Source organism: Stenotrophomonas sp. YJH_SMC_29 (genome assembly GCF_059371235.1).
This window is the reverse complement of sequence record NZ_JCAFUK010000010.1, coordinates 151,057-165,947: the sequence shown is the minus strand read 5'-3', so window position 1 is coordinate 165,947 and position 14,891 is coordinate 151,057. Positions and strand designations below refer to the sequence as shown.

Genomic DNA, 14,891 nt, shown 5'->3' with positions numbered 1-14,891 from the left:
CGCCGAGCACGCCCGCCAGGCCAACCAGCTGGCCATCGGCGCGCACGGCGTCGCCTCGCAGGGCGGTGAGGTGGTCGGCCAGGTGGTCACCACCATGTCGGCCATCGAAGCCTCGTCGAAGAAGATCGCCGAGATCATCAGCGTCATCGATGGCATCGCCTTCCAGACCAACATCCTGGCGCTGAACGCCGCAGTGGAAGCCGCGCGTGCCGGCGAACAGGGCCGCGGTTTCGCCGTGGTCGCCAGCGAAGTGCGTACCCTCGCCCAGCGCTCGGCCGCGGCCGCCAAGGAGATCAAGGGCCTGATCGACGACTCGGTCGGCAAGGTCGCCGAAGGCTCCAGCCTGGTCCACCAGGCCGGCAGCACCATGGGCGAGATCGTCGCCTCGGTGCAGCGCGTGACCGACATCATGGCCGAGATCTCCGCCGCCTCGCAGGAAGAGAGCGCCGGCATCGAGCAGGTCAACCAGACCGTGGTGCAGATGGACGAGACCACCCAGCAGAACGCCGCGCTGGTGGAGGAAGCCACCGCCGCCGCACGCGCCATGGAAGAGCAGGCCGCGCAGCTCGCAGACGCGGTGGCGATCTTCCGCCTCGACAACCAGGTGGCTGCTGCAATGAAGGCCGCGGCCGCGCGCGTCGAGCCCGCCCGCGCGGCCCCTGCAGCGCGCCCGCAGCCCGCCAGCGTGCCAGCACCGGCGCGGCGCGCAGGCGGCAGCGGCACCTTCGTTGCCAGCGACAGCGACTGGCAGGAATTCTGACCCACTGCGGTGGCTTCGGCCACCGCCTCCGCCGATGGACACGTCCCCCGTGCAAAGTCCTACTCCCATCGTTACCGGCCCGCGCGAATTCGAGTTCGCCGACCGTGATTTCCGCCGCGTCTGCGACCTGATCTACCAGCGCGTGGGCATCGCCCTCGCCCCGGCGAAGCGCGACATGGTCTATGGCCGCCTGTCGCGCCGCCTGCGCACGCTGGGCATGCGCAGCTTCCAGCAGTACCTGGACCATCTGGAACAGGAGGACGGCGACGAGTGGCAGGCGTTCACCAATGCCCTGACCACCAACCTGACCTCGTTCTTCCGCGAGCCGCACCACTTCGACAAGCTGCGCGAAGAACTCCAGCAGCGCTCCAGCCGCACCCCGCTGCTGCTGTGGTCGTGCGCGGCGTCCACCGGCGAAGAGCCCTACTCGATGGCGATCACCGCCTGCGAGGCCTTCGGCACCCTGAAGCCGCCGGTGCGCATCATCGCCACCGACGTCGATACCCAGGTGCTGGCCACCGCCGGCCGCGGCGTCTACAACATCGATCGCGTCGCCAGCCTCGATCCGGACCTGCGCCGCCGCTACTTCCAGCGGGGCAGCGGTCCGAATGAGGGCCAGTGCCGCGTACTGCCGGCGCTGCGCGAGTTGATCGAGTTCCGCCCGTTGAACCTGCTCGCTCCGCGCTACGACGTCGGTGGCCCGTTCGATGCGTTGTTCTGCCGCAACGTGATGATCTACTTCGACAAGCCCACCCAGCGCGCCATCCTCGGTCGCCTGGTCCAGCACCTGGCCGACGACGGCCTGCTCTACACCGGCCACTCGGAGAACTACCTGCACGCCGCCGATCTGATCCAGCCCTGCGGCCGCACCCTGTACCGCCGTGCAGCGAAGGCCGGCGCATGAACGCTTCGCTGCGTACCGACGATGTGATGCGCTACCAGGATGCGCGCTTCCAGACCATTGCCGCCAAGCTGCTGCCGACCCAGTACCTGGTGGTCGATGACACCACCGCGCTGACCACCACCCTGGGCTCGTGCGTGGCGGCGTGCCTGCGCGACCCGGTGCTGAAGATCGGCGGCATGAACCATTTCCTGCTGCCCGAGGGCAACGCCGGCGATGGTGCGCCGGCGCGCTACGGCAGCTACGCGATGGAACTGCTGATCAACGACATGCTCAAGCGGGGCGCCCACCGCAAGCGCATCGAAGCCAAGGTGTTCGGCGGCGCCAACGTTCTCAAGGGCTTCACCAGCAATCCAGTGGGCACCCGCAACGCCGAATTCGTGCGCCAGTACCTGCAGGCCGAGCACATCCCGATCATCGCCGAGGACCTGTGCGGCATCCATCCGCGCAAGATCTGGTTCTTCGCCGACACCGGCCGCGTGGTGGTGCAGCGCCTGCCCCATGCACATGAGGCGGAGGTGGCCGCCACCGAATCGGCCGTGCGTGCGCGCCTGTCCAAGGCGCCGGTCACCGGTGGCGTGGAGCTGTTCGAATGACCTTCACCGGCAACGCTCCCTGCCGGGTGCTGATCGTCGACGACTCCGCCGTCGTGCGCCAGATGCTCACCGAGATCCTGTCCAGCGATCCGGCCATCGACGTGGTCGGCACCGCCGCCGACCCGCTGCTGGCCCGTGAAAAGATCAAGCGACTGGCCCCGGACGTGATCACCCTGGACGTGGAAATGCCGCGCATGGACGGGCTGGCGTTCCTGGAAAACCTGATGCGCCTGCACCCGTTGCCGGTGGTGATGATCTCCTCGCTGACCGAGCGCGGCGCCGACACCACCCTGCAGGCACTGGCGCTGGGCGCCGTGGATTTCGTTTCCAAGCCGAAGTTGGACGTGGCCCGCGGCCTGCAAGGCTACGCCGACGAGATCATCGCCAAGGTCAAGATGGCGGCGCGCTCACGCGTCCGCCCGTTGGTGCGTGCCGCCGCACCGAAACTCCTGCTGGACGCCGCGCCCGTGATGCGCCCCGCCGCTCCGCAGTTCCGCACCACCGACCGGCTGATCGCGATCGGCTCCTCGGCGGGCGGCACCGAAGCGCTGCGCGTGGTACTGGAAGGCATGCCTGCCGACGCGCCCGCCGTGGTGATGACCCAGCACCTGCCGGCCAGCTTCAGCAGTGCCTTCGCCGAGCGACTGGACCGCCACTCGGCGATGGCCGTGCGCGAGGCCAGCGACGGCGAAGCGGTGTTGCCCGGCCACGCCTACCTGCCGCCGGGCGGCAAGCACCTGCGGATCATCCGCGACGGTGCGCGCTGGCGCTGCCGCGTCGACGACGGCCCCGCGGTGAACCGCCACAAGCCCGCGGTGGACGTGCTGTTCCGCTCGGTCGCGCAGAGCGCCGGTGGCAATGCGATCGGTGCCATCCTCACCGGCATGGGCGACGACGGCGCGCGCGGCCTGCTGGAAATGCGCCAGGCCGGCGCGCCGACGCTGGTGCAGGACGAAACGACCAGCGTGGTCTGGGGCATGCCGGGTGCCGCGTTCAAGCTGGGCGCGGCCGAGGAACAGGTGCCGCTGGAGCGGATCGCCGAGCGGTTGCTGGCGCTGGCGCGCAGCTGATCGCATGCAGCAGGTGCAGGCCAGCCGCTGACCCTGCTCACCCGATACTGGTAGTGCCGGCCGCTGGCCGGCAGCACCACTGCGGGCAATGTGCGCTTTGCCGGGAAGCGCCTTCAGGGCACGGCCAACTGGACCATCCAGTAGCAGATAACTCAGGAATGCGCCAGGGGGCACCGCTTCAACTGCCTGCCGGGCAATGCGCGGCACCGCTGCATCATGCAGTCGCAGTTACGGCCCCCACATCGTGATCCGCACCTTCCCACGCACCGGTACGCCGTCCCTGCTGGCCGCGTTGTAGCTCCATCGATACGCCGCCTCCACAGCCGCCGTATCCTGCACCGCCGATCCGCTGTCGCGCGCAACGTCCACGGCAACCGGGCGGCCCTGCTCGTCTACGTCCACCAGCAGGGTGGCCGCGCCGTCACCGCGCTCAGGCTTCTGGTAGTTCTCAAGCTGCATCGGATGCTGGCGTTGGGATTCCGCATCGACCGAAGCGTAGATTTCCACCTTCTCGGCAGCCTCTGACCGCACCGCGTTGGCACGGGCGATCTCCAGAAACTGCTCCTGCAGCATATACACGCGGCGTTCGGCGGCACTCACCGGGTATCAGCGTCGCCCTCGTGGCTCGCCTGCGTTGCCGGCGGCACGGGTTCATTGGCCCAGGCGGGTATCAAAGCTGCCAGTAGCAGCGCCGCTCGCCCCAGGCTTGCGGCTGCGCGCAGCATCACAGCTTGAACGACACCGGTACGCGTATCTCTCCGGGCACCGGCACACCGTCTTCGCTCGCCGGCAGGTATCGCCACTTGCGAGTCGCCACCTGCGCGGCCTCGTCCAGCTCCGGCCAGCCGCTGCTCTCCAGAACGATCGCGTCAAGCCACTGTCCATCGGCAGCCACCTTCACCATCAGGATCGTTTCGCCCTGTTTCTCCTCGCGAAAGGCCTGCGACGGATAGCGCGGCGGGTTGTTGTGCTTGGTCTCCATCACGATCGACGCCGATACGCGCGCGGGGCGAATTTGCTGCGTCTCCTGCTGCGCCATGGCGCTGTGGGCCATCATCAGCGTGGCCAGCACCACCGCACTGCCAACGCAGCGCCGGCAGCGGGTTCGAATCCCTTTCAATCGATCCTGCGACATCCGTGTACTCCAACATACGAAGCGGAAAGTCCAGCCCGGTGCACAACAAGAAAACCCCCGGCTCTCACCGGGGGTTTTTCATTTCAACGGGATGCCGGCCAGCGACCGGCACTACCGCATCAGGCAGCGACCGTCTTGGCCACGTCCTGGTATTCCTCGATCTGGTCGAAGTTCATGTAGCGGTAGATCTCGGCGCCGCTGGCGGCGATCACGCCCACATCGGCCATGTACTCCTCCTTGGTCGGGATGCGGCCCAGGCGCGAGCAGATTGCCGCCAGTTCCGCCGAACCCAGGTACACGTTGGTGTTGCGGCCCAGGCGGTTCGGGAAGTTGCGGGTCGAGGTCGACATCGCAGTGGAGCCTTCACGGATCTGCGCCTGGTTGCCCATGCACAGCGAGCAGCCCGGCATTTCCATGCGCGCGCCGGTGGCGCCGAAGGTGCCGTACACGCCTTCCTTGGTCAGCTCCGAGGCGTCCATCTTGGTCGGCGGGGCCACCCACAGGCGGGTCGGCAGGTCACGCTTGCCTTCCAGCAGCTTGGCCGCGGCGCGGAAGTGACCGATGTTGGTCATGCACGAACCGATGAACACTTCGTCGATCTTGGCCCCGGCCACTTCGGACAGGGTCTTCACGTCGTCCGGGTCGTTCGGGCAGGCCACGATCGGCTCGTGGATGTCGGCCAGGTCGATCTCGATGACGGCGGCGTACTCGGCGTCGGCATCCGGCTCCAGCAGCTGCGGGTTGGCCAGCCAGGCTTCCATCTTCTCGATGCGACGCTGCAGCGAACGCGGATCCTGGTAACCCTCGGCAATCATCCACTTCAGCAGCGTGATGTTGCTGGTCAGGTACTCGATGATCGGTTCCTTGTTCAGGCGCACCGAGCAGCCGGCGGCCGAACGCTCGGCCGAGGCGTCGGACAGTTCGAACGCCTGTTCGACCTTCAGCTCCGGCAGGCCTTCGATTTCCAGGATGCGGCCGGAGAAGATGTTCTTCTTGCCAGCCTTGGCCACGGTCAGCAGGCCGGACTTGATCGCGTACAGCGGGATCGCGTTGACCAGGTCACGCAGGGTCACGCCCGGCTGCATCTTGCCCTTGAAGCGCACCAGCACCGACTCCGGCATGTCCAGCGGCATCACGCCGGTGGCAGCGGCGAAGGCGACCAGGCCCGAACCGGCCGGGAACGAAATGCCCACCGGGAAACGGGTGTGCGAGTCACCGCCGGTACCTACGGTGTCCGGCAGCAGCATGCGGTTGAGCCAGCTGTGGATCACGCCGTCGCCCGGGCGCAGCGAAACGCCGCCACGGGTGGAGATGAACTCCGGCAGGGTGTGGTGGGTCTTCACGTCCACCGGCTTCGGGTAAGCCGCGGTGTGGCAGAACGACTGCATCACCAGGTCGGCCGAGAAGCCCAGGCACGCCAGGTCCTTCAGCTCGTCGCGGGTCATCGGGCCGGTGGTGTCCTGCGAGCCGACCGAGGTCATCTTCGGTTCGCAGTAGGTGCCCGGGCGCATGCCCTGGCCTTCCGGCAGGCCACAGGCGCGGCCGACCATCTTCTGCGCCAGCGAGAAGCCCTTGCCGGTATCGGCCGGCTGCACCGGCAGGCGGAACAGGTCGGTCGGGGCCAGGCCCAGCGCTTCGCGCGCCTTGCCGGTCAGGCCACGGCCGATGATCAGCGGAATGCGGCCGCCGGCACGCACTTCATCGAACAGCACGTCGGACTTGACCTGGAACTCGGCGATCACTTCGCCGTTCTTCAGCGCCTTGCCTTCGTACGGGCGCAGCTCGATGACGTCGCCGTGCTCCATCTTCGATACGTCCAGCTCGATCGGCAGCGCGCCGGCATCTTCCATGGTGTTGTAGAAGATCGGTGCGATCTTGCCGCCCAGGCAGACGCCACCGGCGCGCTTGTTCGGGATGAACGGAATGTCATCACCGGTCCACCACAGCACGCTGTTGGTGGCCGACTTGCGCGAGGAACCGGTGCCGACCACGTCGCCGACGTAGGCAACCAGGTGGCCCTTTTCCTTCAGCGACAAGATCTGCTGGATCGGGCCGCGCTTGCCGTCTTCTTCCGGGGTGAACGGCGCATCGTCGCGCTTGTTCTTCAGCATCGCCAGGGCGTGCATCGGAATGTCCGGGCGGGTGGTCGCGTCCGGTGCCGGCGACAGGTCGTCGGTGTTTGTTTCGCCCGGCACCTTGAACACGGTGACGGTCAGGCTCTGCGGCACTTCCGGATTGCTGGTGAACCACTCGGCATCGGCCCAGCTCTGCAGCACGGCCTGGGCGTTGTCATTGCCCGCCTTGGCCTTTTCCTGCACGTCATGGAACGCATCGAACACCAGCAGGGTCTTCTTCAGGCCGTTGGCGGCGATGGTGCCGACGCTGGCGTCGTCCAGCAGCTGCACCAGCGGGGCCACGTTGTAGCCGCCGAGCATGGTGCCCAGCAGTTCGGTGGCGCGCTCACGGCTGATCAGCGGGTTCTGCTCGCTGCCCAGGGCGATCGCCGCCAGGTACGACGCCTTGACCTTGGCCGCGTCATCGACGCCGGCCGGCACGCGGTGGGTCAGCAGGTCGAGCAGGAACTCGGCCTCGCCCTGCGGCGGGTTCTTCAGCAGTTCGATGACATCGGCCGTCTGCTGCGCGCTCAGCGGCAGCGGCGGGATGCCAAGCGCAGCGCGCTCGGCGACGTGGTGGCGGTAGGCTTCCAACATGACAACTCCCGGGTAATGCGTAGGTTGAAAAATCAAAAGTGGGCTCAGGCGTGCGGCACGATCAGCTTCAGGCCCTTGAAGTAGTCGCGGTAAAACGTGTCGTTCCAGGTGATCAGGCCATCGCACTGCAGCAGTGCGTGGGCGCCGACCATGAATTCATCCAGGCTGCGGCGGCTGCCGCCACGCTGGCGATGACGGCGGTGCATCTCGCCGGCGCGCAGTGCCGACTTGGCTTCCATCGGGTTGAAGTGCACGCCCATTTCTTCCAGCGCTTCGAGCACCTCGGCACCGCCGCGCAGCGATGCGCAGACTTCGGCCAGGGTCGCGCCGCAGACCACCACGCGGCCGCCGACCAGGCTCTGCCGGAGGATGGCTTCCACGGCATCGGCCTGCGGGCCATTGCTGAGCAGCTCGACCAGTACCGGTGAATCGACGGCGATCATCACGGCTTATTCCTCGTCGCGCACCGCGCGCACCGCCGCATCGGACGACTCGAAGCCGTCCAGCGCGAACTTGCCGCGCGCCCGTGAAATGGCATCGTCAACACTCTTGCGCAGGATGATGCGGCTGCCGTCCAGCTCGACCTTCAGCAGCGTGCCCTTGGTCAGGCCGAGGGCATCACGCACCGCCTTGGGCAGGGTGATCTGTCCGCGTTCTGCAACAGTGGCTTCCATCGGTAGGCCCTCCAGAGTATGCACAAATTATACATACTTCCCCGGGCATACTTCCACCCTGAACAGGACCGGCGCCCCGCCAGCCCTTGCCTCGCAAAGGATCGGCCACAAACGTGACATACGCCATACACCTCCCGCTGTAGTCTGGAACCGATGCCGCAGGTCGGAGCCCGGCCCGGATGAACCCATTCAGTCCGGGGTTCATACTGGGATGACCGGGGCCGTCAGGCCCGCGGCGACCGCAAGCAGGCCCGCCCATGCGCGGGCCACTGCAAGCCATCCGCAAGAAGGAGTTACCCCGCATGAGCGATTCGTTCTCCACCCGCAGCCAGCTGAACGTCGGCGGCAAGACCTACGACTACTTCAGCCTGCCCACGCTGGGCCAGCGCTTCGATATCTCCCACCTGCCCTACTCGATGAAGATCCTGCTGGAGAACCTGCTCCGGCACGAGGATGGCGGCATCACCGTCGGCAAGGACCACATCGAGGCCGTGGCCCGCTGGAATCCGGCCGCCGAACCGGACACCGAAATCGCCTTCATGCCCGCGCGCGTGGTCCTGCAGGACTTCACCGGCGTGCCCTGCGTGGTCGACCTGGCCGCGATGCGCGACGCCGTCGTCAAGCTCGGCGGCAAGCCGGAGCAGATCAATCCGCAGATTCCCTCCGAACTGGTCATCGACCACTCGGTGCAGGTCGACGTGTTCGGGAAGCCCGACGCGCTGGACCTCAACGGCAAGATCGAATTCCAGCGCAACCAGGAGCGCTACGGCTTCCTGCGCTGGGGCCAGAAGGCCTTCGACAACTTCAAGGTGGTGCCGCCCAACACCGGCATCGTCCACCAGGTGAACCTGGAGAACCTGGCCCGCGTGGTGATGACCGCGGACAAGGATGGCAAGGCCGTGGCCTACCCGGATACCGTGTTCGGCACCGACAGCCACACCACCATGATCAACGGCATCGGCGTGCTGGGCTGGGGCGTGGGCGGCATCGAGGCCGAGGCGGCCATGCTCGGCCAACCATCGTCGATGCTGATCCCGCAGGTGGTCGGCTTCAAGCTGACCGGCAAGCTGCCCGAGGGCGCCACCGCCACCGACCTGGTGCTGACCGTCACCCAGATGCTGCGCAAGCTCGGCGTGGTCGGCAAGTTCGTCGAGTTCTACGGTGATGGCCTGCAGCACCTGCCGCTGGCCGATCGGGCGACCATCGGCAACATGGCCCCGGAATACGGTGCCACCTGCGGCATCTTCCCGATCGACGCCGAGTCGCTGAACTACCTGCGCCTGTCCGGCCGCAGCGAAGAGCAGATCAACCTTGTCGAGGCCTATGCCAAGGCGCAGGGCCTGTGGCACGAGCCGGGCAGCCCGCACGCCCAGTACAGCACCACGCTGGAACTGGACATGGGCACGGTGAAGCCGTCGCTGGCCGGTCCGAAGCGCCCGCAGGACCGCGTGCTGCTGGAAGACGTGCAGAAGAACTACCGCGAAGCACTGGTCGGCATGACCAGCAACCGCGACAAGCGCAGTGATGATGTGTCCTCGTTCGTCAATGAAGGCGGCGGCGCGGCGGTCGGCAACGAGCAGCTGGCCAAGGGCTTCGCCGACATCGAGATCGAAGGCCGCAAGGTGCGGCTGAAGGATGGCGCGGTGGTCATCGCCGCCATCACCTCGTGCACCAACACCTCCAACCCGGCGGTGATGATCGGTGCCGGCCTGCTGGCCCGCAACGCGGCCGCCAAGGGCCTGAACCGCCAGCCGTGGGTGAAGACCTCGCTCGGGCCGGGCTCGCGCGTGGTCACCGACTACCTGGAAAAGGCCGGCGTGCTGAAGGAACTGGAGAAGATCGGCTTCTACGTGGTCGGCTACGGCTGCACCACCTGCATCGGCAACTCCGGCCCGCTGCCGACCGAGGTCAGCGCCGGCATCGCCGCCGGTGACCTGGTGGTCACCTCGGTGCTGTCGGGCAACCGCAACTTCGAGGGCCGCGTGCACCCCGAAGTGAAGATGAACTACCTGGCCAGCCCGCCGCTGGTGGTGGCCTACGCCATCGCCGGCACCACCGACATCGACCTGACCACCCAGCCGCTGGGTACGGGCAGCGACGGCCAGCCGGTGTTCCTGCGCGACATCTGGCCGAGCAACAAGGAAATCGGCGACGTCATCGCTGCCACCATCGGGCCGGAGATGTTCAAGCAGAACTACGCCGACGTGTTCAAGGGTGACACCCGCTGGAACACCATCGCCTCGCCGGACGGCAACCTGTACGCGTGGAGCGATGCGTCCACCTACATCAAGAACCCGCCGTACTTCGATGGCATGACCATGCAGACCGGCAGCATCGACGACGTGCACGGCGCGCGCGTGATGGGCCTGTTCGGCGATTCGATCACCACCGACCATATTTCCCCGGCCGGCAACATCAAGAAGGACTCGCCGGCAGGCCGCTTCCTGCAGGAACGCGGCGTGCAGCCGGCCGACTTCAACAGCTACGGCAGCCGCCGCGGCAACGATGACGTGATGGTCCGCGGCACCTTCGCCAACATCCGCATCAAGAACCTGATGTTCGGTGGCGAGGAAGGCGGCAACACCCTGTACTACCCCGCCGGTGGTGGCCAGCCGGAGAAGCTGGCGATCTATGATGCCGCCATGAAGTACAAGGCCGACAAGGTGCCGCTGGTGGTGCTGGCCGGCAAGGAATACGGCACCGGCTCGTCGCGCGACTGGGCGGCCAAGGGCACCCTGCTGCTGGGGGTGAAGGCAGTCATCGCCGAGAGCTTCGAGCGCATCCACCGCTCCAACCTGGTCGGCATGGGCGTGCTGCCGCTGCAGTTCCGCAACGGCGAGAACGCCCAGAGCCTGGGCCTGGACGGCTCGGAAGTGATCGACATCACCGGCCTGCAGGACGGTGCCAGCAAGCGCGCCACGGTCACCGCGACCAAGGCCGACGGCACGAAGAAGACCTTCGAGGTCTCGGTGATGCTGCTGACCCCGAAGGAAGTCGAGTACTTCCGTCATGGCGGCCTGCTGCAGTACGTGCTGCGCCAGTTGGCCAGCAAGTAACGAAAAAGGGCCGGATCCGCACGGATCCGGCCCTTTCCGTTTGCGATGCCCCCCCTTAGAGCCGAGCCTGCGCTCGGCTCTACAGAAGCGCTTACCTGCGTGGCGCATCCGGGTCGGTGCGCAGCGCCTTCAACAGGCCCCACATGTAGAACGCCAGGGTGAACGAGAACGGCAGGCCACACAGCACCACCGCCGTCTGCATCGCACTGAAATTGCCGGCCAGCAGCAGGCCGACGCTGGCCACGGTGATGCCGGCCGCCCAGAACACGCGCAGCCAGATCGGCGCGTCATGGCCATCTTCGACACCATCGTCAACGCGACGGGTGCACAGGTTGGCGATCATCAGCGTGCCCGAATCGACCGGGGTCAGGAACAGCACGAAGCCGATCACCACCGCGGCACCGGCCACGTATGGCGCGCCGGGCAGGTACTCCAGCAGCTTGAACAGCGTCATCGCCGCATCGTGCTGGGCCACCTCGCCCAGGATCGACTGGCCATGGTTGAGCACCAGGTCGATGGCGGTGTTGCCGAAGATCGACAGCCAGGCCAGGGTAAAGCCGAGCGGGATCAGCAGCACGCCCATGATCACTTCGCGGATGGTGCGGCCGCGCGAGATGCGCGCCACGAAAAGGCCGACGAACGGCGCCCAGGCGATCCACCACGCCCAGTAGAACAGCGTCCACGACCCCATCCATTCACGGCCCTTGGGATCGTTGAGGTACATGTCGAAGCTCTTGCGCACGAACGCGCCGAGATAATCGCCGGTGTTCTGGATCAGGCCGTCGAACAGGTGCAGGGTCGGGCCGGTGACCAGCACGAACAGCAGCAGGCCGCACAGCAGGCGCACGTTGAGGTTGGACAGCCACGCAATGCCCTTTTCCACGCCAGCGACCACGCCGATGGTGGCCACCACCATCATCACCAGCACGATGGCCACCAGCACCTGCGGCGTATCCGGGATGTGGAACAGGTAGACCAGGCCGGACTGCACCACCAGCGCGCCGATTCCGAGGTTGGTCACCATCGAGATCAGCGTGGCCAGGATGCCGAAGCCATCGACCATGTCGCCGATGCGGCCATGGATGCGCTCACCGAAGATCGGGTACAGCGCCGAGCGCAGCGCCAGCGGCAGGTCGCGGCGGTAGGCGAAGTAGCCCAGCGCCACCCCGACCAGTGCATACAGCGCCCAGCCATGCAGGCCCCAGTGCAGGAAGGTCAGCACCATCGCCTCGCGGCCGGCGGCCACGGTGCCGCCAGGCTGCCCGGGCGGGTGCAGGAAATGGTCCAGCGGCTCGTAGGCGCCGTAGTACAGCAGCGCGATGCCGATGCCGGCCGAGAACAGCATCGAGACCCAGGCAACGTAGCCAAAGGCCGGTGATTCCTCGTTGTGGCCCAGGCGGATGCGGCCGTAAGGCGAGAACGCCAGCCACAGCACGAAACCCAGGCACAGCACGATCAGCAGCATGTACCACCAGCCGAACGCGGCAGAGACCTCGGCCTGCGCCCATTGCAGCCAGTGCTCGCTGCCTTCGGGATAAAGAACGGTGAGCAGCCCCAGGATGCCGATCGACACCGATGAGCTGAGGAAGACAAAACGGTTCAAGCGCAGGGGCGAACGCTTGGGATGAGCCAGGGAAGACATGGGATCGTCTCATCAGTCCGGGGGAGCACATGGGCGGGGCCGGACCGGAAAACCGGGCCCATGGCGTGGGGCGCGAGCGCATCCTAGGGTTTATTGATTGAACGTTCAATCAATAAAAAGCATAATGGCCGGCAACCCGATCGTTCGGGTCGCAAACCGTGGAGAGACAATGCCGAAGAAAGGCGTGGAACCGGTACGGCGCGAACAGCTGATCCGGGCCACTTTCCAGACCATCGACGAGATCGGCATGGCCGACGCGACCGTCGCCACCATCGCGAAGAAGGCAGGGCTGTCCAGCGGCATCGTCGCCCACTACTTCGGAGACAAGGACGGCCTGCTCAATGCTGCAATGCGGCAGATCCTGCGCGAACTGAAGGACGCCGTCGCCCGCTACCGCGCCGAGGCCAGCGATGACCCCCGCGAGCAGCTGCGTGCCATCGTCGATGGCAACTTCGACGACAGCCAGATCAACGGTACCGCGATGCGCGTCTGGCTCACGTTCTGGGCCGCCAGCATGCATCAGCCGGAACTGGCCCGGTTGCAGCGCGCCAACGACCAGCGCCTGTTCTCCAACCTGTGCCACCAGTTCAACCGCCTGCTGCCCCATCCGCAGGCGCGCCTGGCCGCCCGTGGCCTGGCCGCGATGATCGACGGCCTGTGGCTGCGCGGCAGCCTGGTCGGCGGCCAGTTCAACGCCGACAAGTCCCGGCGCATCGCCTACGGCTACATCGACTTCCAGTTGCAGGCTGCCGCGCTATAAGCGCTTCAGCACCCGCCCCCTTCCAAGGAGTACGCCCCATGACCACCCTGCCCGTCCAACAGCTCTACATCCACGGCCAGCGCGTCGATGCCACCAGCGGCAAGACCTTCAAGACCGTCAACCCGGCCACCGGTGAGGTGATCGCCGAAGTGCAGGTTGCCAGCCAGGCCGACGTCGAGCGCGCCGTGCAGAGCGCGGCCGAGGGCCAGAAGGCATGGGCGGCAATGACCGCGATGGAGCGTTCGCGCATCCTGCGCCGCGCCGTCGAGATCCTGCGCGAGCGCAACGACGAGCTGGCCCACCTGGAAACGCTGGACACCGGCAAGGCGCTGGCCGAGACCACCACGGTGGACATCGTCACCGGTGCCGACGTGGTCGAGTACTACGCCGGCCTGGCCACCGCCATCGAAGGCATCCAGCTGCCGCTGCGCGAATCGAGCTTCTTCTACACCCGCCGCGAACCGCTGGGTGTGGTGGCCGGCATCGGCGCCTGGAACTACCCGATCCAGATCGCCATGTGGAAGTCCGCCCCCGCCCTGGCCGCCGGCAACGCGATGGTGTTCAAGCCGTCCGAAGTGACCCCGTTGACCGCGATCCGGCTGGCCGAGATCTACACCGAAGCCGGCGTGCCGGCCGGTGTGTTCAACGTCGTGCAGGGCCCGGGCCGCGAGATCGGCCAGTGGCTGACCGAGCACCCGGTGATCGAGAAGATCTCCTTCACCGGCGGCGTCGCCACCGGCAAGAAGGTCATGGCCAGCGCGGCGTCCTCGTCGCTGAAGGAAGTGACCATGGAGCTGGGCGGCAAGTCGCCGCTGGTGATCTGCGATGACGCCGACCTGGACCGCGCCGCCGACATCGCGGTGATGGCCAACTTCTTCAGCTCCGGCCAGGTCTGCACCAACGGCACCCGCGTGTTCGTGCCGCGCACCATGCTGGCCGCGTTCGAGGCCGCCGTTGTCGAGCGCGTCAAGCGCATCCGCATCGGCGACCCGATGGCCGCCGAGACCAACTTCGGCCCGCTGACCAGTTTCCCGCACATGGAAAACGTGCTGCGCTACATCGAAAGCGGCAAGGCCGAGGGCGCCCGCCTGCTGGTGGGCGGCGGCCGTGCCACCGAAGGCGCGCTGGCCAACGGTGCCTACGTGCTGCCGACCGTGTTCTCCGATTGCCGCGACGACATGACGATTGTCCGGGAAGAGATCTTCGGGCCGGTGATGAGCATCCTCGCCTACGACGACGAAGACGAAGTGGTGCGCCGCGCCAACGACACCACCTTCGGCCTCGCCGCCGGCGTGGTCAGCAAGGACATCAGCCGCGCCCACCGCATCATCCATCGCCTGGAAGCCGGCATCTGCTGGATCAACACCTGGGGTGAATCGCCGGCCGAAATGCCGGTCGGTGGCTACAAGGAATCCGGCGTCGGCCGCGAGAACGGCATCTCGACCCTCGGCCACTACACCCGCATCAAGTCGGTGCAGGTCGAGCTGGGCGACTACGCCAGCGTGTTCTGACCGGCGCGCCGCCAGCACGCCCCTTCGTCCGGCCATCGCGCCGATCCGACATTCCGCCGCGACGCCTGCCCGCAG

13 protein-coding genes are annotated in these 14,891 nt (G+C 66.9%); 7 read left to right on the top strand and 6 right to left on the bottom strand.

Features of this window, described 5'->3' with window-relative positions; all coding sequences use genetic code 11:
* The 4 genes from AC5P9I_RS12960 to AC5P9I_RS12945 form a co-directional block, all read left to right on the top strand.
* Positions 1-760: methyl-accepting chemotaxis protein (locus tag AC5P9I_RS12960; RefSeq protein ID WP_495217363.1), on the top strand; the 760-nt coding region annotated here is incomplete at its 5' end.
* A gap of 34 nt (positions 761-794) precedes the next feature.
* Positions 795-1,664, top strand: coding sequence for a CheR family methyltransferase (locus AC5P9I_RS12955; protein ID WP_049416359.1), 870 nt, complete (start codon positions 795-797; stop codon positions 1,662-1,664).
* Entirely contained in the window at positions 1,661-2,257 is a 597-nt protein-coding gene (gene cheD / locus AC5P9I_RS12950; RefSeq protein WP_014037083.1) for a chemoreceptor glutamine deamidase CheD, read from the top strand. The genes AC5P9I_RS12955 and cheD overlap by 4 nt, the downstream gene beginning before the upstream one ends.
* Complete coding sequence (locus AC5P9I_RS12945) at positions 2,254-3,327, top strand: protein-glutamate methylesterase/protein-glutamine glutaminase (protein WP_049466773.1); 1,074 nt, start codon at positions 2,254-2,256, stop codon at positions 3,325-3,327. The genes cheD and AC5P9I_RS12945 overlap by 4 nt, the downstream gene beginning before the upstream one ends.
* A gap of 228 nt (positions 3,328-3,555) precedes the next feature.
* Here the strand turns inward: AC5P9I_RS12945 and AC5P9I_RS12940 are convergent, their stop codons facing one another.
* From AC5P9I_RS12940 to AC5P9I_RS12920, 5 genes are all read right to left on the bottom strand, one after another.
* Positions 3,556-3,900 (bottom strand): energy transducer TonB, encoded by a 345-nt coding sequence (locus tag AC5P9I_RS12940; RefSeq protein WP_235648603.1) that lies wholly within the window; start codon positions 3,898-3,900, stop codon positions 3,556-3,558.
* A gap of 151 nt (positions 3,901-4,051) precedes the next feature.
* Positions 4,052-4,462, bottom strand: a complete 411-nt coding sequence (locus tag AC5P9I_RS12935) for an energy transducer TonB (protein ID WP_049466776.1) — start codon at positions 4,460-4,462, stop codon at positions 4,052-4,054.
* A gap of 119 nt (positions 4,463-4,581) precedes the next feature.
* Complete coding sequence (gene acnB, locus AC5P9I_RS12930) at positions 4,582-7,173, bottom strand: bifunctional aconitate hydratase 2/2-methylisocitrate dehydratase (protein WP_130768126.1); 2,592 nt, start codon at positions 7,171-7,173, stop codon at positions 4,582-4,584.
* A 44-nt stretch (positions 7,174-7,217) separates the two neighbouring features.
* Complete coding sequence (locus AC5P9I_RS12925) at positions 7,218-7,616, bottom strand: type II toxin-antitoxin system VapC family toxin (RefSeq protein ID WP_005416402.1); 399 nt, start codon at positions 7,614-7,616, stop codon at positions 7,218-7,220.
* 6 nt (positions 7,617-7,622) lie between these two features.
* Positions 7,623-7,847, bottom strand: coding sequence for an AbrB/MazE/SpoVT family DNA-binding domain-containing protein (locus tag AC5P9I_RS12920; RefSeq protein ID WP_005409505.1), 225 nt, complete (start codon positions 7,845-7,847; stop codon positions 7,623-7,625).
* Between the two features lie 302 nt (positions 7,848-8,149).
* Here AC5P9I_RS12920 and acnA point away from each other — a divergent pair, with 302 nt between their 5' ends.
* Positions 8,150-10,903 carry an aconitate hydratase AcnA gene (gene acnA / locus AC5P9I_RS12915; protein ID WP_088476041.1) on the top strand — a complete coding sequence of 918 codons (2,754 nt, stop codon included), beginning with the start codon at positions 8,150-8,152 and terminating at the stop codon, positions 10,901-10,903.
* A gap of 91 nt (positions 10,904-10,994) precedes the next feature.
* Here the strand turns inward: acnA and AC5P9I_RS12910 are convergent, their stop codons facing one another.
* Positions 10,995-12,545, bottom strand: coding sequence for a BCCT family transporter (locus AC5P9I_RS12910; protein ID WP_049466778.1), 1,551 nt, complete (start codon positions 12,543-12,545; stop codon positions 10,995-10,997).
* A 169-nt stretch (positions 12,546-12,714) separates the two neighbouring features.
* Between AC5P9I_RS12910 and betI the strand changes: the two genes are divergently transcribed.
* Together betI and betB are read left to right on the top strand one after the other, a co-directional pair.
* Complete coding sequence (betI, locus tag AC5P9I_RS12905; RefSeq protein ID WP_014647011.1) at positions 12,715-13,305, top strand: transcriptional regulator BetI; 591 nt, start codon at positions 12,715-12,717, stop codon at positions 13,303-13,305.
* Positions 13,306-13,343: 38 nt separating this feature from the next.
* Positions 13,344-14,816, top strand: a complete 1,473-nt coding sequence (betB, locus tag AC5P9I_RS12900) for a betaine-aldehyde dehydrogenase (RefSeq protein WP_057495112.1) — start codon at positions 13,344-13,346, stop codon at positions 14,814-14,816.
* Positions 14,817-14,891 lie beyond the last annotated feature (75 nt).